Source organism: Methylobacterium sp. J-001, from assembly GCF_022829565.1.
Classification (GTDB): domain Bacteria; phylum Pseudomonadota; class Alphaproteobacteria; order Rhizobiales; family Beijerinckiaceae; genus Methylobacterium.
The window spans coordinates 92,196-115,704 of sequence record NZ_JAKSYN010000067.1 but is presented as its reverse complement, the minus strand read 5'-3'; the positions used below and the strand labels follow the sequence as shown (position 1 = coordinate 115,704).

The following is a 23,509-nucleotide window of genomic DNA, read 5'->3' as shown; positions in this document are numbered from 1 at the left end:
GGACTTTGGCCCCGGCAACCGACCCGGGGATACGATGGACGAGCGCACGTGCGATGTGGCGGTGATCGGGGCGGGGACCGCTGGTCTCGCCGCCTATCGGGCCGCCACCGAAGCTGGCGCCAGCGCCGTCCTGATCGAGCGCGGTCCGGGGGGAACGACCTGCGCCCGGGTCGGCTGCATGCCCTCGAAGCTGCTGATCGCGGCGGCCAAGGCCGCCCAAGCGGCACGCAACACCGATCTGTTCGGCATCCGGGTCGCCGGCGTGGCCGTGGATGGACGCGCGGTGCTCGCACGTGTCCGCGCCGAGCGGGACCGGTTCGTCGGCGGCGTTTTCGAGGGTGTCGAGGCGCTGCCTGAGGCGGCGCGCATCGCCGGCAGCGCCCGCTTCCAGGATCGCACCAGCCTCACGGTCGGGGATCACACCCGCATCGCTTTCCGGGCCGCCGTGATCGCCACCGGATCGAGCCCGACGGTCCCGAAACCGCTCCGCGGCCTCGGCGACCGCCTGCTGACCACCGACACCCTGTTCGAGATACCCGACTTGCCGGAATCCCTGGCCGTTCTCGGTGCCGGCGCGGTCGGGATCGAGATCGCCCAGGCGATGACCCGCCTCGGCGTCCGCGTCACGGTGATCGATTCCGGGGACACGGTCGCAGGGCTGTCCGACCCGGATCTCGCGCGTCAGGCCGCCGCGCTCTTCGGCGCGGAGCTGGCCCTGCATCTCGGGGCGAAGCTCGAATCTGCGACGCGCGAGGGCAATGGCGTGTGCCTCAGCTGGACAGATGGGGAGGGGCGCGCCCGGGAGACGCGCGCCGACAAGGTGCTCGCCGCCACCGGCCGCTCACCGAACCTCGACGACCTCGGGCTGGATGCCGCTGGCCTGCGCCTCGACGAGGACGGCGTGCCGGACTTCGACCACCGCAGCCTCGTCTGCGCGGGGGCCCCGATCCTGATCGCCGGCGATGCCGATGCCTGGCGGCCGGTGCTCCACGAGGCGAGCCGCCAGGGCCGCATCGCGGGGACGAACGCCGCGGCCCGCGCGGCCGGTCGCGCGGTCGAGACACCCGAACCCTGGACGCGTCTCGCCATGGTGTTCACTGATCCGCAGGTGGCGGTGATCGGTGTGCCCTACGAGGCCGACGCCGCCGACCGCGTGACCGGCGCCGTCGACTTCGCCGACCAGGGCCGCGCCCGGGTCGACGGCGCGAATCAGGGTGGCCTGCGGATCTGGGCCGGCCGGGACGGAACGCTCATGGGCGCGGAGATGCTCGGACCCGCCGTCGAACATCTGGCCCATCTCCTGACCCACGCGATCGGCGACGGAAAGACGGCTCGGGCTGTCCTAGATCAGCCCATATACCACCCTACAGTTGAAGAGGGGTTTTCAACCGCATTGTCTGAAATTACACATTCGACTTGTCAGTCTTGATCTGCGTCCAACGGCTTCGTGATTCCGAATTGATCTTGCCGCAAGCGGAAGCATTGCACTTCGCCACGCCCCCAGTCATATCAGGCCGGATGAGCGGGGTTCTTTTCTAATGCCGCCGACCCAGGCCCCCGATAAAGGCCTCGAGCTCGACGTGCTCGCGCCCGACGCGCTGGATCGCCTCGACAAGGGCGTGATCGGCCTCGATTCGGACGGCACCGTCGTGGTGTTCAGCGAGGGCGCGAGCGCGCTCTCGGGCCTGTCACGCGAGTCGGTGCTCGGCCGCAACTACTTCCGCGAGGTGATGCCGGGCACCAACGTGCCGAGCTTCCGCGGCCGTTTCCTCGCGGGCAGCCGACGCGGCGCGCTCGACGAGAGCTTCGACTACGTGTTCGGCCGTTTGCCCCAGCCCCTGCGGGCGCGGGTCCACATGCGCCACGGCAACGCCGCCGAGACCGGCCCGGTCACCTGGCTGACCATCGACCCGATCGAGAGCCTCGGCGCCGGCCTTTCGCGCGAGGCGGTGATGGCGGCGATCGGCCGGCGCGCCCGCGCCGAGCCGGTGGATGCCAGCCATTGCGAGCGCGAGCCGATCCACATCCCGGGCTCGATCCAGCCCAACGCCGTGATGCTCGCGGCCGATGTCGAGACGCTGCAGGTCCTGGCCTACTCCGCCAATGTCGAGGAGATCGTCGATCCCCTGAACCCGCCCCTGTCCGGCCGACCGCTCGCGGACGTGCTGCCCCGGAACTTCATCGCGACCGTCCGGACGCGTCTGGCCGCCGGCACGCTGGGGGACGGGCAATCCGTCCGCCGCCGGCTCACGCTGACCGGGCGCAGCGCCTCCTACTACGCCGTCGCCCATGCCCATGCCGGCCGGGTAATCGTCGAGCTGGAGCTCGAGCCCGATTCCGCCGACGACTTCCCCACCGCCAGCCAGGTCGATACCGAGCTCGCCATGGGCCGCCTGCGCGAGGCCGGGACCCTGGTCGAGGCCGCCCGCATCGCCGCCCTGGAGATCCGCGCGCTCACCGGCTTCGAGGCGGTGCTGGTCTACCGGTTCGACGCGGACTGGAACGGCGAGGCGGTGGCCGAGGACAAGGTACCGGGCTGGTCGCGCAGCCTTCTCGGCCTGCGCTTCCCCGCCTCCGACATCCCCGCCCAGGCCCGCGCCCTGTACACCCGGGCCAAGAACCGCTTCGTGATCGACCGCGACAGCGTGCCGGTCGGCCTGGTGGCGGCGCCAGGCGCCGGCAACGGCCCGATCGACCTGACCTTCGCTCAGCACCGCACGCTCTCGCCGATCCACCTCGAGTACCAGCGCAACCTCGGCGTGAACGGCTCGATGTCGATCTCGATCATGGTCGAGGATCGGCTCTGGGGCCTGATGATCGGTCATCACCGCCGTCCGCATTACGTGACGCCCGAGACCCGTTCGGCCGCCACCGTCCTCACCGATGCCTTCGCCATGCGGGTGCAGGAGATCGAATCACGCCGGCTCTGGGCCGAGCGGCAGGCCCATCTCGACGTCGAGGGCCGCCTCGTGCGCGGGCTGACCCGGTCCGATGATTTCGTGGCCGCGCTGACCGCCGGTAATGCCACCCTGCTCGACCTGTTCAGCGCCACCGGCGCCGGCATCGTCGCGGGCGAGCGGGTCACGCTGATCGGCCGGTCGCCGCCCGCCGATATGGTCGATCGGATCGCCGCATGGCTTCGGGATCGGCTACCGGCTGGCGAGACCCATTACAGCAGCAGCAACTTCACCGCCGAATATCTGGAGGCGGCCCCGTACCGGGAGATCGCCAGCGGCCTGCTCGCGGCCTTCGTGGACGAATCCCGTGAGAATCTCCTCCTCTGGTTCCGGCCGGAAGTCCCGAGCACGGTGACCTGGGGCGGGGATCCCCGGAAACCCGTCCTCGCCGGCAGCGGCCCGGTGGCCCTGCTGCCGCGCCGGTCGTTCGAGCGCTGGGTCGAGGAGCGCACCGGCTACGCGAGCGCCTGGGCCGAATGGCAGGTCCAGCTCGCCGGTTCGCTGGCCGAGGCGGTGGAGGGCGTGGTCCTGCGTCAGCGCCGCAAGATCGACGAGCTGACGAGCCTGCTCGCCGAGAAGGAGCGCCTGCTCGAGCAGAAGGATCTGCTGACCCGGGAGATCGACCACCGGGTGAAGAATTCCCTGCAGATCGTCTCGGCGTTCCTGCAGATGCAGCGGCGGCAGATCGCCGACGCCGAGGCCCGGCAGGCTTTCGCCGACACCTCCGCCCGGGTGATGAGCGTCGCGCGCGTGCACGACAGCCTGTATCAGGCCGAGCGGGTCGACGAGGTCGATCTCGGCCAGACCATCGAGAACCTGTGCAACGACCTCGCGGGCCTCGCCGGCGAGGGCCACGCCGTCGATCTGTCGGCCGAGCCCGGCCTGATGGTGCCTTACCGGAAGGCGGTGGCCCTCTCGCTGATCGCCACGGAGCTCGTCACCAACGCGTTCAAATACGCGGCCAACCCGGCCGGCGGCGGCGGCCGCGTCGAGGTCAGCGTCTCGGCCTCCGGCCCCGGCGAGGTCCAGCTCCGGGTCTGCGACGACGGCGCCGGCCTACCCGACGACTGGGCCGACGCCAAGGCCCGCGGCAAGGGCTCGGGCCTCGGGATGAAGCTGATCCGGGCGATGCTCGACCAGATCAACGCCCGGCTCGACGTGGCGAACAACCCCGGCGCGTGTTTCACCATCACCGCGTGAGCGGGGCGACGGCTCCCGTCCGCCGTTCGCCTCTCATCACCGGACGAGTTCAGCGGCCGGATGCGCGGGCGGCCTTTCCAGTGCAGACTGTCGAATTCGAACTCCAGGCTCTGGTTCTTCCCAAGTGCCCGCTCCAGAAATGATACGCGCCCTCCCCCCTCTGCGGGGGAGGGTGGCCCCCGAAAGGGGGTCGGGAGAGGGAAGCGACGGTGCAGAACAGAGCTTCGCCCGTCATGACGGGCGCGCCCTTTCTTGAAGCCGGGTTCCCCTCTTGCGGGACTTCGTCCCGGCCCGACCCGGCCTGACGGCCGGCCCACCCTCCCCCACAGCGGGGGGAGGGAGACGCGCGGACCCGGCCTTCGACAATGAAGACACGTCACCATCGTAGCCCTCTCGGGGGAGGGACGGTGCCTGAGATCCCCGCGGCGTCCTCAGCCTCCGTCCGCCTCCGCCAGCAGCCCGTCGACGAACTGGGCCAGACCGGTCCGCCGCGCCCGCTTCAGCCGCTCGGCCGACAGGATCCCCTGCAGCGCCTTGAAAGCCTCCTGCAGATCCTCGTTGACGATCACGTAATCGTACTCGCTCCAGCGCTGGATCTCGGTCCGGGCGTTGGCCAGCCGCTTCTCGATCGTCTCGGCCGAATCCTCGGCGCGGCGCTCCAGGCGCTGGCGCAGCTCGGCCATGCTGGGCGGCAGGATGAACACCGTCACGACGTCCTGGGCGAGCTTGGCCCGCACCTGCCGGGTGCCCTGGTAGTCGATGTCGAAGATCATGTCCCGGCCCGAGCCCAGGACCTTCTCCACCGGCCGGCGGGGCGTGCCGTAATAGTTGCCGTGCACCTCGGCCCATTCGAGCAGGTCGTCGCGGCTGCGCAGGTCCTCGAACGCCTCCCGGTCGATGAAATGGTAATGCCGTCCATCGATCTCGGAGGGCCGGCGCGACCGGGTGGTGACCGAGATCGACAGGTCAAGCGCCCAGGCCGGATCCTGCGCGACCGCCCGGGTCAGCGTGGTCTTGCCCGCCCCCGAGGGCGAGGACAGGATCAGGATCAAGCCCCGCCGCGCGATCGTGTCGGAGACGTTGTTCGCCGGTCCGCTCATCCGCGTGTCTCCGCCGCGATATCCATCCGCATCCCTCGGTCCCGGAAGGTCATTCGATGTTCTGAACCTGCTCGCGGAGCTGCTCGACCACGGCCTTGAGGTCGAGCCCGATCCGCGACAGGCTGATGTCGTTGGCCTTGGCGCACAGGGTGTTGGCCTCGCGGCCGAATTCCTGGGCCAGGAAATCGAGGCGGCGGCCGATGGCGCCGCCGGCGGCGAGCAACTCGCGGGCGCTGGCGACATGGGCGTGCAGCCGGTCCAGCTCCTCGCGCACATCCGCCTTGCCGGCGAGCAGCATCGCCTCCTGGTGCAGCCGGTCCGGATCGAGATGGGTCCCGCCCAGGGCCTCGATGGCGGCCACCAGCCGGGCGCGCACCGCCTCGGGCTTGCGCGCCGGATTGTCCTCGGCGGCCCGGGTCAGCGCGGCGATCCGTTCGACCTGCGCGGTGACCACCTCGGCGAGCTGGCGCCCCTCGGCCCGGCGGGCCTCGACCAGGTCGGCCACCACCCGGACCACGCCCTCGGCGAGATCCCGGGCGAGGGAATCGGTCTCGGCCGCCGCCTCGTCCTCGACCTCGATCACCCCGCGCACGCCGAGCAGCCCGTCCATCGTGGCCGGGGCGACGCCCTCGGGCACCGGCACCCGGGCAACCGCCTGCGCGAGGCTCGCCAGCAGGGTCTCGTTGATCCGCACCCGGGCGGCCTGCTCCGGCTTGGTCACCGTGAGGGTGAGCTGGCACTGGCCCCGGGACAGGGTCTTCTGCAGGGCGGTGCGCGCGGTCTCGCCGAGCCCGTCATAGCCGGCCGGGACGCGGATGCGCACGTCGAGGCCGCGCCCGTTGACGCTGCGGACCTCCCAGGCCCACTGCACCGCCCCGCTGGTGCCCGCCGCCCGGGCGAACCCGGTCATGCTCGCGATCTGGGCCATGGCGACCCCCCGTCCCCGTGAAGATCGGGGCCTGTAGCACGGATCGCTCCGGGGGGAAGGGGCGGCGGGAGATCGGGGAGGGCGGACGCGGGATCGGAGCGCGCGGGCGGACGCTCGACGCGCGCGCAGCGAAGCCACCGGGCCATCGCGCCGGTCGCTCGCGGAGTCTTGCGCTCCCGCATTGTAAGATTGCCCGGAGGCCACTGCCTTTTGGTGCTACGGACCCCGTGCCCCCACCGGACATCCCATGGCCCATACCGGATACAACCCGCTCCTCGTCACGCTCTCCATCGTCATCGCGGTGTTCGCGTCCTACGCTGCCCTCGACCTCGGTGCCCGCGTTCGGCGCCCGGACGCCGGTGCGCGGTGGGCCTGGGGTGCCGGCGCGGCCGTGGCGATGGGCGGCGGCATCTGGGCGATGCACTTCGTCGGCATGCTCGCCTTCGAGATGGGCATGACTGCGGCCTACGACCTGGGTCTGACGCTCCTGTCGCTGCTGATCGCGGTGGGGGTCACGGCCGGCGCCTTTGCCTGGGTCGCACGCCGGGGAACGGGGGCGGGCTCGTTGCTGGTGGCGGGCCCGCTCATGGGCCTCGGCGTGGCGGCGATGCACTACACCGGCATGGCGGCGATGCGCGTGCCCGGCAACCTCGCCTACAACCCGGCTGTGGTGGCGGTCTCGGTCGCCATCGCGGTCACGGCTGCGACCGCCGCCCTGTGGCTGACCTTCCGCCGCAATCAGCCCTGGCAGAAGCTCGCCGCGGCCTGCGTGATGGGGCTTGCGGTCGCCGGGATGCACTACACCGGGATGGCTGCGGCGACCTTCACCGCGGAGGAGGCCGGCGCCCATGCGGCCCACGTCGCCACCCTGGCGGCGAGCCAACGCGACCTCGCCCTGGCGGTCGCGGGCGTCACCTTCCTCATCCTGTTCCTGGCGATGATCGCCTCCTCGCTCGACCAGCGCCGGGTGCAGCGACGCCTGCATGTCAGCGAGGCGCGCTTCCGATCCGCCGTCAGGGCCGTCAACGGCGTGATGTGGACCACCGACGCCGCCGGGCATTTCGTCGAGGAGCAGGCCGGGTGGGCGGAGATCACCGGGCACACCCCGGAGCAGTACATGGGCACGGGCTGGGCGAAGGCGATCCATCCCGAGGATCTCCCGGCGACCGTCGCGACCTGGACCGAAGCGTTGCGTGCTGAGGCCCCGTACACGGTCGAGCATCGCGTGCGGACCGCCGAGGCGGGCTGGCGCCGCTACGTGGCGCGGGCGGTGCCGGTGCGCGATGCCGACGGGGCGATCCGGGAGTGGGTGGGCGTCCACGAGGACATCACCGAGCGTCACGCCTTCGAGGTGGCCCTCAAGGAGGCGAGGGACGCCGCCGAGGAGCACAGCCGGGCCAAGAGCCGGTTCCTGGCCAACATGAGCCATGAACTCCGGACGCCGCTCTCGGCCGTGATCGGCTATTCCGAGATGCTGGAGGAGGAGGCGGAGGAACTCGGTCAGGAGAGCCTCCTCAAGGACCTTGGCAAGATCAAGTCGAACGCCCAGCACCTCCTCGGCCTGATCAACGACGTGCTCGACCTGTCGAAGGTCGAGGCCGAGAAGATGGAGCTCTATCCCGAGGACATCGACGTCTCTGCCTTCGTCACGGACGCGGCCGCCACGGTCGAGGCCCTGGTCGGGAAGAAGGGCAACGTCCTCGTTCTCGACGTGGCCGATGACGTCGGCCAGGCCCGAACGGACGCGGTGAAGCTGCGCCAGTGCCTGTTCAACCTGCTCTCGAACGCCGCCAAGTTCACCGAGGGCGGCACCATCACCCTGGAGGCCGGACGCGAGTCGGGCCCCCGCGGCGACTGGCTCTGGTTCACGGTGCGGGATACCGGCATCGGCATGAACCCCGAGCAGGTCGGACGCCTGTTCGAGCGCTTCACGCAGGCCGACGAGAGCACCACGCGCAACTACGGCGGGACCGGGCTCGGGCTGGCGCTCAGCCGCGCCTTCGCCCAGTTGCTCGGCGGCGACATCTCCGTCACCAGCGTCGCGGGCGAGGGAACGAGCTTCACCCTGCGCGTGCCGGCGGCGGCCCCGGACCGGACGGTCGACGTCGCGCCGGACGCGGTACCGGAGAACGGCGAACGCCTGGACGACCTGGTCCTCGTCATCGACGACGAGGCGTCCCAGCGCGAGCTCATGACTCGGTTCCTCGAACGCCAGCGCTTCTCCGTGCGCACGGCGGGGGACGGGCGCACCGGCCTCGCCCTGGCCCGGTCGCTCAAGCCCCGCGCCATCCTCCTCGACGTGATGATGCCCGAGATGGACGGCTGGTCGGTCCTCGCCGCCCTCAAGTCGGATCCCGAGACCGCCGGGATCCCGGTGGTCATGGTGAGCTTCGTCGCCGACGCGACGCTCAGTGCCTCGCTCGGAGCCATCGAAGCCGTGCCGAAGCCGGTGGACTGGGTGCGCCTCCGGACGATCCTGGACCAGTTCCGGGCGGCCGACGGCGACGTCCTCGTCGTCGACGACGACGCGGACATGCGCCACCGCCTGCGAACAGCCCTGGAACGCAACGGCTGGAGCGTCCGCGAGGCCGGCGACGGCCAGGAGGCGCTGGAACAGGTCAGGCTCGGCGTCCCGCGCCTCGTCCTCCTCGATCTCACGATGCCGGTGATGGACGGGTTCTCGTTCCTCGACCGCCTGAGGGGATTGCCGGGTTGCGCCGACGTGCCGGTGGTGGTCCTGAGCGCCCGGGACGTCACAGCCGACGAGCGCGACCGGTTGTCGGAGGCCGACCGCGTCTTGCGCAAGGGCGATTCCAGTCTCCAGGATATCGCCACCGAGTTGCGCAAACTCGACAACCGACAAGCCACCAGGTCGACCTAGGTGTTTGATCCCAATCGGCTTTTGCGTCGGTCGTCCGCCTGCGGACCAGCCCGGACGCTCGGATCGCCGTCGGCGCTTCTCTAAAGCAGCCATTCGCCGGCCTGCAGCAATTTCCGCTCATGATGAGAAACGGATTGCGGACTTCCGCCGCGCCTGAGGCATCCGAGATCTAGAACATCCCGTTCGGATTGGCCGAAGCATCAGGCAGGATCTGCAGCACGTCCCAGTGCTCAACGATCCGGCCGTCCTCATCGAGGCGAAATATATCGATGGCCGCATAGTCATGGTTACCCGGCCAGTGCTGAAGGCAGTGCAACACAACCAGATCGCCCTCGGCAATGGCCCGCTTGACCTCAACGCGCTTGCCCGGCCACTCACGCGACATACGCTCGAAATAGGCAACGAATCCGTCCTTGCCCGTAGCTACGTGTGGGTTGTGCTGGATATAAGTGTCGCCGGCATATCGCTCGATGGCCTCGCGCGGACGGCAATCGTTGAACATCAGCTCGTAGAACGCGATCACGTTCGCCTTGTTCTGCGCGAGATCTTGCATGCCGTCTGCGTTCAATGCTGTCAGAGCCATAGGCTCGTGAGGAAAGGGAGTATGTCGCGGGAGAGCAGACAAGCGCTTATGAGCGGACGGTCCGATCCCCTGCAATGGGTAGGAGCAATCCTCGCGTTGATGTCGGTTTCGATGCATCCGCCATCCAAAAGCGGACCGGCCGAAAACCACCCGGAACGGTCATTCCGGAAGCGACCCATGCCAGCTGTACGAGCTACCCTCGACGCTTCCCGAAAGCAGCCATTCGTGAGCCATCCGGTAACGTCGGCTTGGGGTGGTAAGCAGCTCCGGCCGCGGGGTGCCAGGTGTCGGATTTCCTCAACGGGATGAAAATTCCGCTGCTCCGCGACGGTCATCGGGAGGCGGAGAAGTTTTACTCATGGAGCGTCACCCCACCGTCATCACGGAGTTTTAATCCCGGTTCGAGAGCGAATATTTTTCGGAGACCGTAATGGCCGACGCAACATTGACCTCGGCCATACCGGGCGGCTCGATAACTTCCGGGAAGCCCAGCCTCGACCACGGCATCCACCCCGGCGGGGTCATTGCCTTCCTGCTCGTGCTCGTCGCCGGGCTCGGCTACGCGGTCTTCAGCCTGATCGCCGACATGAACGCAGTCCACCAGGAGCCCCTGGCCGTCGGCGCCTTCGTGCTCCTCGGCCTCGCCCTGCTGATCGCGCTCGCCTTCGAGTTCGTGAACGGCTTCCACGACACCGCAAACGCGGTGGCGACCGTGATCTACACCCACTCGATGCCACCCCTGGTGGCGGTGATCTGGTCGGGGACTTTCAACTTCCTCGGCGTGCTGCTGTCGTCGGGCGCAGTAGCCTACGCCATCGTCACCCTGCTGCCGGTCGAGCTCATCCTGCAGGTCGGCTCGGGCGCCGGCTATGCGATGATCTTCTCGCTCCTCATCGCGGCCATCATCTGGAACCTCGGCACCTGGGCGCTCGGCCTGCCGAACTCGTCATCGCACGCGCTGATCGGATCGGTGCTCGGCGTCGGCCTCGCCAATCAGCTCATGGGCGGCCAGGACGGCACCTCGGGCGTCGATTGGAACCAGGCGCTCGGCGTGTTCAAGGCGCTCGCCTTCAGCCCGATCTGCGGCTTCGTCGCGGCCGCACTGCTGCTGCTCGCCCTCAAGTTCACCGTGCGCCGCAAGGACCTGTACGAGGCGCCCAAGGGCGATGCGCCGCCCCCGCTCTGGATCCGCGGCGTCCTGATCCTGACCTGCACCCTGGTGTCGTTCTTCCACGGCGGCAACGACGGCCAGAAGGGCATGGGCCTGATCATGCTCATCCTGATCGGCGCCGCCCCCACGGCGTACGCGCTCAACCGGACCATGAACGCCGACGCAACGCCAGCCTTCGTTCAGACCTCGGATGCCGCCAGCAAGGTGTTCTCGACCTATTCCGGTGGCGGGGCACGGCCCGACGCCGCCCAGGCCCGCAAGACCGTGGCCGACGCGCTGAAGGCGAAGGCGCTCAACAAGCCGGAGGTGTTCGGCGCCCTCTCCGCGCTCTCGACCGACATCGCCGCCTCGGTGAAGGGCTACGGCTCGCTCCAGCAGGTCCCCGCGGGGGCGACCTCGAACGTACGCAACGACATGTACCTCGCCTCCGACGCGATCCGCCTGCTGCCGAAGTCGGGCGCGACCCTGTCCGAGAGCGACGCCAAGACCCTCAAGGGCTACACCGAGCTCCTCAACGAGGGCACCCGCTACATCCCGGGCTGGGTGAAGGTCTGCGTCGCCCTGGCGCTCGGGCTCGGCACCATGGTGGGCTGGAAGCGCATCGTCGTCACCGTCGGCGAGAAGATCGGCAAGACCCATCTCACCTACGCGCAGGGCGCCTCGGCCGAGATCGTGGCCGCCGGCACCATTGGGCTCGCCGAGCTCTACGGCCTGCCGGTCTCGACCACGCACATCCTGTCCTCGGGCGTCGCCGGCACCATGGCCGCCAACGGCTCGGGCCTGCAGATATCAACGGTGCGCAACATGGCGCTGGCTTGGGTGATGACCCTGCCGGCCGCGATCCTGATCGCCGGGACGTTGTTCTTCATCCTGCGCCACCTGTTCTGAGCCGGATGCCGCCGAGGAAATCCGGGCGGCGACCGAAACGCTTGCTGAGCGTGTCGGCACGCTCAACGCACGCGGGACGCGCGTGCCGACACCCGCCCGAACACAGGCGTCCGTTACTTCTTCCCGGGCGGCACGCGTGACGTCTCAGGCGATAAGCCTTTCGCCTCGTGGGCGCCCGTGCCGTGCACGGCATCGCTGCCGATGATACCCCCGCCCACGGAGGAAGCCGGTGGGTTTCCGGTCGCGGCTCCGGCGCCGGTGTCAGGAGTTTGTCGGGTCGTCATGGTTGCCGTCCCAGCTGCGTTCGGTGCGGCTGTCTCTGCGAGCGCAAGGCCCGACCCGGCGGCAACGATAACGGCAGCAACGAAAATTTTGGCCAACATGATGCTCTCCAGCAGGGCTGGCCTCAACGCTTAAAGATCAAGCTAGTTTCGCTGGCGGGTCGGCGGTCGCATCCAGCTAATCAGCAATGTCTGCTTCCGCGCGTGGCCGCTCACAAACGGACCGTCGCAAAACCACCCGGAACGGTCATTCCGGAAGCGCCCCAATCCGGACGCTCGTGTCGTATCGGCGGCCTCCCGTAAGCAGGCATTCGCCGGCTCTGTGGCATAAGATATAAATAAAATAGCAAACCAGAGCCCTATCCGTCCTCAAAGACGGTCGAGACATCATATAAATGCAACCACAATGTCAGTTGCTTAGTCTAACTGAGGCTACGGCTGTTGAAAATAACTGCAGCAGTGCGGCAGTGATATCACCACCTGATGCAACAGGAAAATATAGTCCGTCCGATGCACAGGCCTTGAGAGCAGGACCGATGTTCGCCTCGTATGGCCGAACATAACTATTATAGAAATCGTTGTCATAAATCGGCAAATATTGTGTGTAAATAATGCCAATCCTGACATTGTTGTTCTTTAATAGGTTGCAGGTTGAAGGGCTGAATGGGCCAATGAATCGATTGCTTTGAAACTGGAATCCTGCACTCTGATTTGTGACGCTGCCGCCGGTGTCCTCAACGCCATCAGTAACAAAAAATAGAAATCGGATCGGCGAGGTTGAAGTAGCTCCAGTTCCACTCGCCGGTATAGTAGAATTCATTTTAGCGATAGCTCGCTCAAAATCTGTTTGATTGTCAGTTTGATTATAATACGCGTATGCAATATCGATATTGCTTGCAGCCGACTTTATCGGACCTAGTGTCGGCGTCATCGCCTGTAATCTGGTTTGCGTCGTGGAGTCGTTGAAGGTCCACATTTCCATTTGAAACTGCTGAGACAATGACATGCTTGAGTTGGCCTGATCCACCAGGGCGGAAACGGCATCCCTCAAAACCTGAATGCGAAGTTTGATATTGTTTTTCTGGGCAATGTGATAATTGTCATTCTGATTATCGCCCGTCACATTGCCTTTACTGTCGAAGGTATGTTGATGACAAGCGAAAGCACACCCACCAGTAGCAATCTTCATATTATTGACGTCGGCATCGGTCGCAGCGAGCCCCATTGAAGGTGAATTATCAAGCAGAAGATAAAAGTTTATATATTGAAATAGATTTCTCGTGCTTGACGACGAGTCACCGATGTTCGTCGTCATGATTTTCATCATCGATGATAGCGTGGTCTTTACAGTCGCGGTATAATTGGCCGTCAAGCTTAACGACGAAGCGCCATTCACCGGTGAGCCTGGCGTGAAAGACGTGACCGTAACGCCAGGAACCTTCGCAGCTTCCGTGCGAAACTGCGCCTCCATGTTCTGAAGATTGGTCGTCGATATGGTGTTCGTCTTTTGCGACATCACCGCGAGCACGGCTCCATCTAGGGCCGCGTCAAGCTGCGCTTTGGCTGCGTTACGTCGACCGTAATCGATAGCTGCCGCCGAAGCGAACAGCACCGGCATGGCGACGAGAGCGAATGTAAGTGCGACCTGACCGGATCGGGCGCACTTGTAGCTTCGGGCGGCCCTCCCAATCCGACTTTCCATCTGATGCAGCAGTCGGGACACGGCACCCTCGAAGTCTAGTTATAGTTTGGGCAAGCCGAGCCGCCCGGCATGATGATCTCTTTGACGGTTCTCTGCGACCAAGGTATTTGCCTGGTGAAAGACAGGCCACGGCTGCCAAAAATCCATCTGTAGAGTGAACTACCGATGATTGGCGTGTAGCTCATTGTCACTTCGGCGAGAATATAGCGAGCGCCATCGAACTGATAGGCAGCCGGCGTCGCAGGTAGGCCGCTGGTGCCGTTAATCTGCAATGCTGGACGTTTAGTTGCGTTTTGTGACCAACTGGAACAGACGCCGCCATATAACGCTCCGGAGATCGATTCCACTCCCATGGAGTTGACGATGATCTGCAGGCTTGATGCGTCTAGAGGCCTAAGAATTGCATTTGCAGCCCCCGCAATGGTCGCCATGTCATTTGAGGAAGGACTTGGATTATCTGCCCTTCCTGACAGATCACCGAGTGTCCGCGCGAACAACGTAACCTTTCGGTTCGCGTCAAGGATGCGGGCCAGCTCGATTGTGCCAAAATAAAGCACGATGAGTATCGGTAAGATGAGGGCAAATTCGACCGCTGCGATCCCGCGCTCATCTTTCTTGTAACGCGCAAGACGTCCGTAGAAACCGTCCATCACGAGCACACGGATTTGGTCGTGTACGGCTCGACCTTGAACACCGTAGCGGCTTGGAGCACACGCCGCTTGTTAGGCAGGTTGGACGAGGTGGAGCCCAAAAGCGGGAAGAACACCGGAACGTCCACGGCTGCCTGCACGATCATGATCGCGGATGCTCCCGCACAGGTATAGCTCGGAAAATTGGCGTTCCAGTCGCTGACTCCGTTCGCATCTGTGGCCACGGGCGAAACTGGCGCGGCGGACGCATAGTTCGACGCTTGCGTGACACTAACCCGGACATTAGCGCAATTGAAGATCGTGATGCGTGCTGCGCCATTAGGCTGGGTGCAGATCGCGTTGCGGAACCGACTCATCAAGGTTGCTGCATCGGTTACGCCGGCATTCGTAGTCTGAAAGCTGCCCGTGTATATCTGCCGCCCAGCCTCGACGACGGCTTGCTGAAGAATTTCCTGCTCCCAGGAAACAAGGCCGTTCTCCAGGCAGCCGCCGAGTAGAGCGAGAAAGGGCAGTGCGACGAGACCGAACTCCACGGCCGTAGCACCATCTCTAGCCCCATACAGCCGCGCAGCAATCTTCGCTGGACTGCGCCCCCCCACCCTCAATAAGCCTATTAACCGCATGGCCCAACCCAGCCAATTGCCACTTTTGGGCCCCTTAAACCTTAAAATATTAATTTTCGTTGCGCTTCTTAGCTATAGATCAAGCGCCATCGCCATTTTCGTGGATAAATCTCGGACTTACTGCGTGAATGCAACCAAAAGTTGCTGGATAACTGTTTGACAGAGGGACAGTGCATTAGCCCACGGCTAATTTTTTCTGCTCATAGGTTGGGCCAACCTAAAATTTATAATAAGCAATGAATGTAGATTGCAAAGAGCAAGGTTCCCAAGCAAAAGAGAGCCACCCCCTACTTGTATGATTGTGAGCAGAGGCTTCATATTTTGAACTTCAATGCCAATTCAACGGCTAGTAATTCTGAAGAGAACATTCACGTTTTCACTTATTAACGTCGCAGGTCATCGTCGTTAAGCTGCAGGGAAGCAGACGTTCCGATGGACTTCAAAGTGTCGTAAGCGGGCGCAGCGATTACGTCCGCTGTCATCCATTGTCACCCGGAAGCGGACCAACATAAATCCACCCCTCTCGGGCATCACCATGGCCCTGGTGATTGCGTTCAGACCCCAGGACATCTGATCGGGCCACCGTCCGCGTGGGGACGCAGTCAGGCCACGCGGCGTTGGATCGCCGCGACGCTCCTGTGGTCAGGAAACAATCTGCCGATGGCTGGGGCCAGCCGATCCAGGCCCATGGGACGGTGCGGCGAATGTCCGCTTCCGAGCGAAGGCGGGCGGTCGAAATCCGACGGCTGGCACCCATCGCAAGGGGTACCTCATGCTGCGGGGCTGCGTCAGCGGCCTTACAGGCGCGCTCCGGAGATCGCGACGCCGCCTGGAGGGCTCCTTCGCGGCTTTCGCCTTTGCACAGCGCCACGTCGTCGTCCGCAGGTGCGGAGCCGAAAGTCTCACACCCTCCCGGTACGAGGCCGTAGACGCGAGATCGCCTCGACCAATCGCGCGCGCCTCACACCGCTCTAGCGCCGCCCGCGCGGGGCCGGGGTCGGGTCGGCGAGCGCCGGGACGGTCTTGGGCGAGCCGAGATCGTAGCTGCGGTTCTTCAGCGGATCGAGGCGCGTGCCCTCGGAGGCATCGAAGGCACGGGTGCCCGGCGTCCCGGAATCGAGGGCGAAGGCGGCGTTGGTGTTCGGGGCGTTGCCGCCCGGCGCGAAGGCCGAGGCCCGGCCCGGGACGCTCGGGTCGGGGCCCGGCTCGACCTTGTCGACCGCATCCGCCGGCGGCGCCTGGCGGCTCTTCTCCACGGCGCGCCAGCGGGCGACGTTGCGCTGGTGGCCTTCCAGCGAGTCGGCGAAGGCGTGGCCGCCGCTGCCGTCGGCCACGAAGTACAGGTCCTTGGTGCGGGACGGGTTCGCGACCGCCTCAAGGGCGGCCCGGCCGGGATTGGCGATCGGGCCCGGGGGCAGGCCCTCGATCGCGTAGGTGTTGTACGGCGTCGGCCGGTCGATCTCGGAGCGCAGGATGCCGCGCCCGAGGGTGCCGCGTCCGCCCACCAGCCCGTACACGATGGTCGGGTCGGATTGCAGCTTCATCCGCTTGTTCAGGCGGTTGATGAACACGCCGGCGACCCGGGGGCGCTCGTCGGCCCGGCCGGTCTCCTTCTCGACGATCGAGGCCAGGGTGACCATCTCGGCCGGGGTCCGCACCGGCACGTCGGCGCTGCGCCGGAGCCAGATCTGGTTCAGCACCTCGCGCTGCTTGGCGCGCATCAGGTTGACGATCTGCTGGCGGGTGGCGCCGCGCTCGAACTTGTAGGTGTCGGGCAGGAGCGAGCCTTCGGGGGGGATCTCGTTGATCTCGCCGGAGAGGATGTCGTTGTCGTTGAGCCGCGTGACGATCTGCTCGGAGGTGAGACCTTCGGGGAACGTGATCGCGTGCTGGACCTGCCGGCCGGTGGTCACCGTGTCGAGGGCGTCGGCGATGCTCGCATGGGCCTTGAACATGTATTCGCCGGCCCGGAGCGCCGGACGGCCACCGAAGCGGGCGGCGAACTCGAACAGGCCGGTATGGTCGATCACGCCCTCGCGCTTGAGCGCCTCGGCGATCTCGCCCGTGCCGCTATGGGGCGGGATCACCACGACCTTGTCGGTGGCGAGGGGGCCCGGCTCGCGCACCTGCCGCTGGAACAGGGTGATGCCGATCATCGCCGCGATGGCGATCACCACCGCGAAGGTCAGGGCGCCGCTGATGATGCCGACGAGGCCGCTGCGCTCGCGCACCGGCTTCTCCGGCGGCGGCGGCGCGGCGGTCGGCTTGATCGCCTCGCCCGGCGAGCGCGGCGACAAGCGCTGCGGCAGGGCGGGCTCGTCGGCCGGATCCCGCGCGATCATCTCGGGCGCAGGCATCTTTGAGCGGCGGAAGAACATCGAGATCCTGTCGAGATCATCGTCCCGAAAGCCGGCGGTCGGCGTTCGGGACGATGATGATACAACACCGGGCCCGCGCGCACCGTTTCGCGCCGCGGGCCGGGACCGGCGGCCCGCAACCGGGTGCGCGCGTCGAGATCCGCGACCCTAGCCGGGTTTGTGGCGAAATTGCCGTTTCGCGCCGCGGGAACGGGTCGATCAGGCCGCCGGCTGGCAGGTCGCGCAGAAGAAGGTCGAGCGGTTGGCCTGGACGATCCGGGTGATCGCGCCGCCGCAGCCCGGGTGGCGGCAGGGCTCGCCGACCCGGTCGTAGACTCGGAAGGCGTGCTGGAAGGCGCCGGCGCTGCCGTCGGTATGGGCGTAGTCGCGCAGGGTCGAGCCGCCGGCCTTCACGGCCTCCTGCAGCACCTGCACGATCGCCTTGGCCAGGGCGTTGGCCTTGGGCGTCGGCCGCCCGTCCGGCTTGGCGAGGCAGCCGGCCGGGGTCTCCGGGTGGAGGCGCGCCCGGTGCAGGGCCTCGCAGACATAGATGTTGCCCAAGCCCGCGATCAGGCGCTGGTCGAGGAGCGCAGCCTTGAGCGGCGCGATCTTGTGCCGGAACAGGCCGGCGATCACCGCCCCGGTCAGCCCGTCCAGGGGCTCGATCCCCATGTTGGCGAAGTGGCGGCAGGACTCCAGGGTCTCGCTCGGAACCAGGTCCATGAAGCCGAAGCGGCGGGCATCGTTGTAGGTGATCGTGGCGCCGGTGCTCATCGCCATGACCACGTGGTCGTGCTTGGGCGTGCCCTGTGCCCCCTCCAGATAGAAATCCCCCGGCGAGACGTTGCGGCCGTCGGGCAGGGCCACGTCGAACCGGCCGCTCATGCCGAGATGCATGATCAGGGTCTCGCCCGAATCGAGGGCGGCGGTGAGGTACTTCGCCCGGCGGGCGAGATCGGTCACGGTCCGCCCCTCCAGCCGCGCCGCGAATCGCTCGGGGAACGGGAAGCGCAGGTTCGGCCGGCGCAGGGTGACCCGGCTGAACCGGGCGCCGACCATCGCGGGCACCAGGCCGCGCCGTACCGTCTCGACCTCGGGAAGCTCCGGCATTTTTTTCCGAGACTTTTTCGTTGGACCGCATGCGCACGCGGCTTGGATATCGAATTCTTCGACGGGACCGGCAACGGCGCGGTTTGCCGCCCTTCCCGGCGAAGAGCCTGCGACGGTTGACGCTCAACGCCGGCGAAGTCTGACGTAGAGCGCGCCGCCGCCGCCATGGTGCCGAGCCGCCTCTTCGAAGCCCAGCACGATGCCCCGCAGCTCGGCCCCGCGCAGCCAGTGCGGCACGCTGCGCCGGAGTACCCCCCGCTCGGCGAAGGCGTCGGGATAGGCGGAACCGCCCTTCTCCTGCCCGCCCTTGCCGGTGACGACCAGCACATAGGCATGCCCGGCCGCCCGGCACTGGAGCAGGAATCCCGTAAGCGCGGCATGGGCTTGGGCCTGAACCATCCCGTGCAGATCGATCCGTGCCTCGACCGCCAGACGCCCCCGGCGCAGCCCGACCTTGGCCTGCCGCTCCAGCCCGGACGGCGCTGCGTGGCTCTGCGGCGGCGCCTGATAGGGCGCGGCGGTGACCTTGTGGGGCAGGGCGGCCGCCGGCTTGGGCGGCAGCTTCGGACGGAGTTTTTTCGGTGTCGGGTTCGCGCTTGGCTTGAGGATCGGTGCCGTCAGTGGCGGCATGATCGCGGTCGGTGCCGGCGGCGCCTCAGGCGGCAGCGTCGCACGGCTCCCCAACGGTGTCACCAGCTTGGCGATCTCGCCCCAGAGCCTGGCCTCCCCGGCGGTCAAGCGGCGCGTGCGGCGCGGCGGCCTCACGGCGCGACCCCGCGGGCGGGTTTTGGCAGCAGCACCACGAAGCCGATGGCGTCGCGCAGGTTTCCGGCCGCGATCCCAGCCTGCGCCCCCGTCCCGACGAACAGGTCGCCCCGGGCCGGCCCGACGATCGCCGATCCCGTATCGGCGGCGATGACGAGGCGCCCCGTCTCGCCCGGCGCACCGCCCGGGAGCTGTCCGACGAGCCAGAACGGCAGGCCGTAGCGCCACAGCCCGCCATCCACCGCGAGGCTGCGTCCGGGCGTCAGCGGTGCGTTGGCGGCGCCGGGCGGACCGAGGGCCGGATCTTCCACCGCGGCGAGGCGGAAGAAGATATAGGAGGCGTTGGCGCGAATCAGGCGCCGGGCGGTCTCGGGATGCGCCCGCAACCACGTCGTCCAGCGGGCGAGCGTCAGCCCCTCCAACGGCAGGTGGCCCTCCTGCACGATCAGCTTGGCCACCGCCGTGTAGGGCCGGCCGTTGCGCCCGTCATACAGCACACGGACGGCCCGCCCGTCGGGCAGCCGGACGCGGCCCGAGCCCTGGACCTGCAAGACCAGTAGGTCGACGGCGTCGCGCAGCCACAGGATCGGACGCGCCCGGGCACCCAACGCACCGTCGTCAATGGCGGCCCGGTCGGGATAGGGCTCGAACCCTTCCGCGGTGGCGCGCCCCGCGCGCAGCGCCGGGTCGAGGCCGGGCCGGGTCTCGCCCGGTGCGAGAGAGACGAGGTCGTCGGGCCTTACGAGCACCGGCGTCTCGAAGTCCGGCCCTTGCGTCAGCGAGCCCTCCAGTTCCGGCTCGAAATAGCCCGTAAGGAAGCCAGGTCGCTCGGCCCCCGGCCGGACCACCTGAAAGGCTTCGAATCGATCCCGGAAGAACGCCGCCACCGTCTCCGGCCCGACACCGGCCGCCGCGGCGCAAGTCTGCGATAGGGCGGCCGGATTACCGACAACCCCCGTGGGCTGCGGCGTCGGCGGCGCGACGCAGACCCGGCGGAACGCGTCAAGCGCTGCGGTGGGATCCGAGCCCGGAAAGTCTCTCAGGCTCTCGAACGGAATCGGTGTCAGGACAGCGTCGCCGACCTGGGCGGGGGCGGCGGGCGCCGAACCAGCTAGGAAGATCGCAATGAGGGCTGTCGGGAGCCGTCCGGACCAGATAGGCAGGTTTGGCACGGCAACAGGATCACGAAATCACGCGCCGGCTTCGGTAGCCACGAGTTGCCAGTTCGGGTCCCGCGAGCCGAGGGTGCGCGCGAAAGTCCAAACGTCCGGCACCTCGACCACGGTCTCGGCGCTGCCGTCGACGACCTTGCCCTCGGCGTTGCGGGTGGCGGTGATGAGATTCGACAGGAAGCGCACGGTGATCTGCGCCACGCGGTTGCGCACCTCGATCGCAACGATCTCGGCCTTGTCGATCGACACGAAGGTGGTCTCCAGGGTCTGCCGATTGCGCTCGCGTTCGGCGATCGCCCGCTCGAACGCCTCGCCAACCTCCTTCGAGAGGAGGCCCCGCAGGGTCTTCCGGTCGCCCTTGGCGAAGGCGATCATGATCGTCTCGTAGGCCGCCTTGGCTCCTTCGATGAAGGCGCGCGGGTCGAAGCCGGGCTCCGCCTGCACGGCAGCCTCGAGACCGCGGGCGATCTCGGAGCCGGGCTCCGCGATGCCGCGCCAGTCGCGGGCGGCCACAGCGGCCTGGGCCGGGGCGGGCTGCACCCGGTCGGCGCCGGGCAGACGCACGACGTTGTCGCCCTCGGAGCGCGCCTGGGGTTCGGTCCGGCTGCGGTCCACCGGCTTGAATGGCGAGCGCTCCGCGCCGGTCTTCTGGCCGAGCACCGAGCGCAGGCGCCAGATCACAAAGACGGCGAGCGCGAGAAAGATGATCGTCGTAACGTCGAAGCTGTCCTGCATCACCGATCCGATGGTGGCCGCGGCGGGACCTCGTGCCCCTTGCCGAGGTCGTGCGCGGTGCGGCGCCGGCAAAGCGCTCGCGGGTCCAGGCGACTCATAACCGACCAGCGCGCCCGGAGCGAGCCGGTTGTACCGGTGCGGAACGCCGCGATCCCCGTGCCTCAACCGATATGGGGCGTGGACACTGCCGCCGCCAGCGCCACGCCAGCCTGCTGCTTGTCCGTGCCCGGCGCGCGTGTTAGCGGCGCTGCCTTCCGGGCCGCTTCGCGGTGCCGTTCAGCGGCTTCCGCCGCGACAACCCGGGCCGGCCCTGCCGGCCGATCGAGAAGGATGATCCGCATGGCCGACTCTCCGGCAGCCAACGGCAACGGCGGCGGCATGCCGCAGGGCGACGCGCCGACCATCAACGCGCTGGCGCAGTACACGAAGGACCTGTCCTTCGAGAACCCGAACGCGCCGCGCTCGCTGCAGCCCAAGGAAGGGCTCGGCCCGCAGATCAACATTCAGGTCAACGTCACCGCGCAGCAGCTCTCGGACACGGATTTCGAGGTCGAGCTGACGCTAGAAGGCGATGCCAAGATTCAGAATGAAGTGCTGTTCGCGTTCGACGTGAAGTATGCGGGCGTCTTCCGAATGGTCAACATCCCGGCCGACCAGCTTCATCCCGCCGTTATGATCGAGTGCCCACGCCTGCTGTTCCCATTCGCCCGCCAGATCGTGGCCGAGGCGGTGCGCAACGGCGGCTTCCCGCCCCTGTATATCGACCCGATCGATTTCGTCGCGCTCTACCGCCAGAAGGCCATGGAAGCGCAGGGTGCCGGCGGCCCGCTGGCCTCCTGAGGCTCTTAAATCGGCCCGGCGAGCCCGTCAGCGGCCGCCGGGACCGCGATAGGCCGCCGCCACCGTCCGCAGCGCCTCTGCCGGGCGCCCGGTCAGCCGCCTGGATCGCATCACGATCCAGGTGAGCGGCAATTCGGGCAGGCCCAGCCGTGCGCCAACCTCCACGGCGCCTGGCGGGGCGGTGCTCGGCGCCAGGGCGGCGATTGCGAGGCCCGCCGTGACCGCTGCACCGACGGCCAGCACGCCGCCGCCGACGAACACTTCTGTCCAGGGCAGGCCGGCCGCATCCAGGGTGCGAGCCGCCGCCGCCCGGACGTTGCAGGGCCCCGACAGGCCCGCGAGCCGTAGAGGCTCTCCCGCCGGAGGGGCCGGGAAATCCGGCGCCGCGAACCAGCCCAAGCGCTCCTGCGCCAGGACGGTCCCGTCGCGCTCGGGTCTCTCCTCGGCTCGCAGCAGCACCGCGTCGTAGCCGCACTCGCCGGCGGACTCGAAAGCGGAAGCGAGGTCCCGCGAGGGGACGATCCGCACCTCCAGGGTCAGACCTGCCTTGTCGAGGCCGAGGCGCCGGAGCAAAGCGGGCAGGTCCGGACCGGCGACGTGATCGCTCATGCCGAGGCACAGCCGAGCCGGCACGTCGGCCGTGATCTCCGACAGGGCGCTCTCATGCGCCTCCAGCAGCCGCCGCGCAGCCGACAGGAACAGCTCGCCCTTCCGGGTCGTGGCCACGTGCCGGGGCGTCCGGTCGAGCAGCCGCTCCCCGAGCCGATCCTCAAGACGCTTGAGGCGCAGGCTGATCGCCGCCTGCGAGGTGTCCAGCGCCTCGGCGGCGCGGGTGAAGCTGCCGAGATCGACCACCCGCACGAAAGCCAGGACGCCGTCGAGATCGAGGGGACGAGGCAGCATCACAAGCGTCCGTTATCAAAGATATTCCCGGCGATATCTCGCTCTTATGATCGTCTCCTGCAACTCTGGCGGCGCGACAGAGGAGAGGACGATGCTTGTTGCACGCTACCGGCACCGCTTGCCGGCCGATTATCCGATGGACCGGATCCGTGCGCGGGTCGCCGAACGGGCGCCTGCTTGGAACGCGATACCTGGCCTCGTCTTCAAGGCGGTCACCATTGAGCAGCGCGCACGCGGCGCGGCGGCGAATGCCTATAGCTCGCTCTATCTGTGGCGCGACGCCGGTGCGGCGGCCGAATTCCTTATCGGGCCGGGCTTCCGGGCCGTGATCGAGAGTTTCGGGCGCCCGCAGGTGGAGACGTGGCTTCCGTTCGATGTGAGCCTCGGCGCTGCCGCGACCATAGTTGCACTGTCCGAGGAGACGCGGCAGATCGGTCCCGACGAGGATCTTGGCCAGTTGCGGAAGACCGAGCAAGTCCGGGGACGGGACATCGCCGGGCACCCGGGCGTCCTGGCCACCTTGGTCGGGCTCGAACCCGCCACGTGGCGGCTGACGCGCTTCACCCTGCAAGCCGACCGAGCCGACGCCCAATCCGGCACCGAGGTCGTGCATCTCGCCGCCCCCGGCCTCGCGGCCCTGCGTGGTCCATGAGGGAGGCATGA

The 23,509-nt window shown here is 67.4% G+C and carries 19 protein-coding genes; 6 read left to right on the top strand and 13 right to left on the bottom strand.

Annotation, left to right across the window (positions count from 1 at the left end):
- The first annotated feature begins 34 nt into the window (after window positions 1-34).
- Both MKK65_RS07520 and MKK65_RS07515 read left to right on the top strand, forming a co-directional pair.
- Window positions 35-1,429, top strand: a complete 1,395-nt coding sequence (locus MKK65_RS07520; RefSeq protein WP_243956731.1) for a dihydrolipoyl dehydrogenase — start codon at window positions 35-37, stop codon at window positions 1,427-1,429.
- A gap of 109 nt (window positions 1,430-1,538) precedes the next feature.
- Entirely contained in the window at window positions 1,539-4,157 is a 2,619-nt protein-coding gene (locus MKK65_RS07515) for a histidine kinase dimerization/phosphoacceptor domain -containing protein (protein ID WP_243956730.1), read from the top strand.
- 431 nt (window positions 4,158-4,588) lie between these two features.
- On the opposite strand, the gene gmk is transcribed toward MKK65_RS07515, so the two are convergent.
- The gene (gmk, locus tag MKK65_RS07510; protein ID WP_243956729.1) at window positions 4,589-5,257 is read right to left on the bottom strand and encodes a guanylate kinase; all 669 of its coding nucleotides are present in this window, start codon (window positions 5,255-5,257) and stop codon (window positions 4,589-4,591) included.
- Between the two features lie 49 nt (window positions 5,258-5,306).
- Window positions 5,307-6,185: a YicC/YloC family endoribonuclease gene (locus MKK65_RS07505; RefSeq protein ID WP_243956727.1), complete on the bottom strand. Its 879-nt coding sequence runs from the start codon at window positions 6,183-6,185 to the stop codon at window positions 5,307-5,309.
- Between the two features lie 247 nt (window positions 6,186-6,432).
- Here MKK65_RS07505 and MKK65_RS07500 point away from each other — a divergent pair, with 247 nt between their 5' ends.
- Window positions 6,433-9,066 (top strand): MHYT domain-containing protein, encoded by a 2,634-nt coding sequence (locus tag MKK65_RS07500; RefSeq protein ID WP_243956725.1) that lies wholly within the window; start codon window positions 6,433-6,435, stop codon window positions 9,064-9,066.
- A 169-nt stretch (window positions 9,067-9,235) separates the two neighbouring features.
- Here MKK65_RS07500 and MKK65_RS07495 read toward each other — a convergent pair whose 3' ends face one another.
- A complete protein-coding gene (locus MKK65_RS07495; RefSeq protein WP_243956776.1) occupies window positions 9,236-9,619 on the bottom strand; it encodes a nuclear transport factor 2 family protein in 384 nt (127 codons plus the stop codon).
- 460 nt (window positions 9,620-10,079) lie between these two features.
- On the opposite strand from MKK65_RS07495, the gene MKK65_RS07490 reads away from it, so the two are divergent.
- The gene (locus MKK65_RS07490; RefSeq protein WP_243956723.1) at window positions 10,080-11,708 is read left to right on the top strand and encodes an inorganic phosphate transporter; all 1,629 of its coding nucleotides are present in this window, start codon (window positions 10,080-10,082) and stop codon (window positions 11,706-11,708) included.
- A 690-nt stretch (window positions 11,709-12,398) separates the two neighbouring features.
- Here MKK65_RS07490 and MKK65_RS07485 read toward each other — a convergent pair.
- The 9 genes from MKK65_RS07485 to MKK65_RS07445 form a co-directional block, all read right to left on the bottom strand.
- Window positions 12,399-13,712 carry a TadE/TadG family type IV pilus assembly protein gene (locus tag MKK65_RS07485; RefSeq protein WP_243956721.1) on the bottom strand — a complete coding sequence of 438 codons (1,314 nt, stop codon included), beginning with the start codon at window positions 13,710-13,712 and terminating at the stop codon, window positions 12,399-12,401.
- A 14-nt stretch (window positions 13,713-13,726) separates the two neighbouring features.
- Window positions 13,727-14,341, bottom strand: coding sequence for a TadE/TadG family type IV pilus assembly protein (locus MKK65_RS07480; protein WP_082643129.1), 615 nt, complete (start codon window positions 14,339-14,341; stop codon window positions 13,727-13,729).
- Window positions 14,341-14,874, bottom strand: coding sequence for a TadE/TadG family type IV pilus assembly protein (locus MKK65_RS07475; protein WP_243956720.1), 534 nt, complete (start codon window positions 14,872-14,874; stop codon window positions 14,341-14,343). Before MKK65_RS07475 ends, MKK65_RS07480 begins: the two co-directional genes overlap by 1 nt.
- A gap of 1,061 nt (window positions 14,875-15,935) precedes the next feature.
- Window positions 15,936-17,342 (bottom strand): endolytic transglycosylase MltG, encoded by a 1,407-nt coding sequence (gene mltG / locus MKK65_RS07470; protein ID WP_243956718.1) that lies wholly within the window; start codon window positions 17,340-17,342, stop codon window positions 15,936-15,938.
- A 198-nt stretch (window positions 17,343-17,540) separates the two neighbouring features.
- Window positions 17,541-18,431, bottom strand: a complete 891-nt coding sequence (mutM, locus tag MKK65_RS07465; protein ID WP_243956716.1) for a bifunctional DNA-formamidopyrimidine glycosylase/DNA-(apurinic or apyrimidinic site) lyase — start codon at window positions 18,429-18,431, stop codon at window positions 17,541-17,543.
- Window positions 18,432-18,554: 123 nt separating this feature from the next.
- Complete coding sequence (locus MKK65_RS07460; RefSeq protein WP_243956714.1) at window positions 18,555-19,196, bottom strand: Smr/MutS family protein; 642 nt, start codon at window positions 19,194-19,196, stop codon at window positions 18,555-18,557.
- Window positions 19,193-20,368 (bottom strand): murein transglycosylase A, encoded by a 1,176-nt coding sequence (locus MKK65_RS07455; protein ID WP_243956712.1) that lies wholly within the window; start codon window positions 20,366-20,368, stop codon window positions 19,193-19,195. The genes MKK65_RS07460 and MKK65_RS07455 overlap by 4 nt, the downstream gene beginning before the upstream one ends.
- Before the next feature lie 18 nt (window positions 20,369-20,386).
- Entirely contained in the window at window positions 20,387-21,103 is a 717-nt protein-coding gene (locus MKK65_RS07450; protein WP_058190923.1) for a Tim44/TimA family putative adaptor protein, read from the bottom strand.
- Window positions 21,104-21,264: 161 nt separating this feature from the next.
- Window positions 21,265-21,444, bottom strand: a complete 180-nt coding sequence (locus MKK65_RS07445; protein ID WP_058190922.1) for a hypothetical protein — start codon at window positions 21,442-21,444, stop codon at window positions 21,265-21,267.
- On the opposite strand from MKK65_RS07445, the gene secB reads away from it, so the two are divergent.
- A complete protein-coding gene (gene secB / locus MKK65_RS07440; protein WP_058190921.1) occupies window positions 21,443-21,943 on the top strand; it encodes a protein-export chaperone SecB in 501 nt (166 codons plus the stop codon). The genes MKK65_RS07445 and secB overlap by 2 nt on opposite strands.
- A 27-nt stretch (window positions 21,944-21,970) precedes the next feature.
- Here the strand turns inward: secB and MKK65_RS07435 are convergent, their stop codons facing one another.
- On the bottom strand, window positions 21,971-22,846 hold the full coding sequence (locus MKK65_RS07435; RefSeq protein WP_243956710.1) for a LysR family transcriptional regulator: 876 nt from the start codon (window positions 22,844-22,846) through the stop codon (window positions 21,971-21,973).
- Between the two features lie 91 nt (window positions 22,847-22,937).
- Here MKK65_RS07435 and MKK65_RS07430 point away from each other — a divergent pair, with 91 nt between their 5' ends.
- A complete protein-coding gene (locus MKK65_RS07430) occupies window positions 22,938-23,498 on the top strand; it encodes a DUF4865 family protein (protein ID WP_243956708.1) in 561 nt (186 codons plus the stop codon).
- Window positions 23,499-23,509 lie beyond the last annotated feature (11 nt).

What these genes read in the sequence shown, in the direction of transcription:
- gmk (WP_243956729.1), bottom strand. Translation starts at nt 5,257, where the DNA reads ATGAGCGGACCGGCGAACAACGTCTCCGACACGATCGCGCGGCGGGGC.
- MKK65_RS07435 (WP_243956710.1), bottom strand. Translation starts at nt 22,846, where the DNA reads ATGCTGCCTCGTCCCCTCGATCTCGACGGCGTCCTGGCTTTCGTGCGG.
- MKK65_RS07445 (WP_058190922.1), bottom strand. Translation starts at nt 21,444, where the DNA reads ATGCGGATCATCCTTCTCGATCGGCCGGCAGGGCCGGCCCGGGTTGTC.
- MKK65_RS07500 (WP_243956725.1), top strand. Translation starts at nt 6,433, where the DNA reads ATGGCCCATACCGGATACAACCCGCTCCTCGTCACGCTCTCCATCGTC.
- MKK65_RS07430 (WP_243956708.1), top strand. Translation starts at nt 22,938, where the DNA reads ATGCTTGTTGCACGCTACCGGCACCGCTTGCCGGCCGATTATCCGATG.
- MKK65_RS07490 (WP_243956723.1), top strand. Translation starts at nt 10,080, where the DNA reads ATGGCCGACGCAACATTGACCTCGGCCATACCGGGCGGCTCGATAACT.
- MKK65_RS07495 (WP_243956776.1), bottom strand. Translation starts at nt 9,619, where the DNA reads ATGCAAGATCTCGCGCAGAACAAGGCGAACGTGATCGCGTTCTACGAG.
- MKK65_RS07480 (WP_082643129.1), bottom strand. Translation starts at nt 14,341, where the DNA reads ATGGACGGTTTCTACGGACGTCTTGCGCGTTACAAGAAAGATGAGCGC.
- MKK65_RS07450 (WP_058190923.1), bottom strand. Translation starts at nt 21,103, where the DNA reads ATGCAGGACAGCTTCGACGTTACGACGATCATCTTTCTCGCGCTCGCC.
- MKK65_RS07505 (WP_243956727.1), bottom strand. Translation starts at nt 6,185, where the DNA reads ATGGCCCAGATCGCGAGCATGACCGGGTTCGCCCGGGCGGCGGGCACC.
- MKK65_RS07515 (WP_243956730.1), top strand. Translation starts at nt 1,539, where the DNA reads ATGCCGCCGACCCAGGCCCCCGATAAAGGCCTCGAGCTCGACGTGCTC.
- mutM (WP_243956716.1), bottom strand. Translation starts at nt 18,431, where the DNA reads ATGCCGGAGCTTCCCGAGGTCGAGACGGTACGGCGCGGCCTGGTGCCC.
- secB (WP_058190921.1), top strand. Translation starts at nt 21,443, where the DNA reads ATGGCCGACTCTCCGGCAGCCAACGGCAACGGCGGCGGCATGCCGCAG.
- mltG (WP_243956718.1), bottom strand. Translation starts at nt 17,342, where the DNA reads ATGTTCTTCCGCCGCTCAAAGATGCCTGCGCCCGAGATGATCGCGCGG.
- MKK65_RS07520 (WP_243956731.1), top strand. Translation starts at nt 35, where the DNA reads ATGGACGAGCGCACGTGCGATGTGGCGGTGATCGGGGCGGGGACCGCT.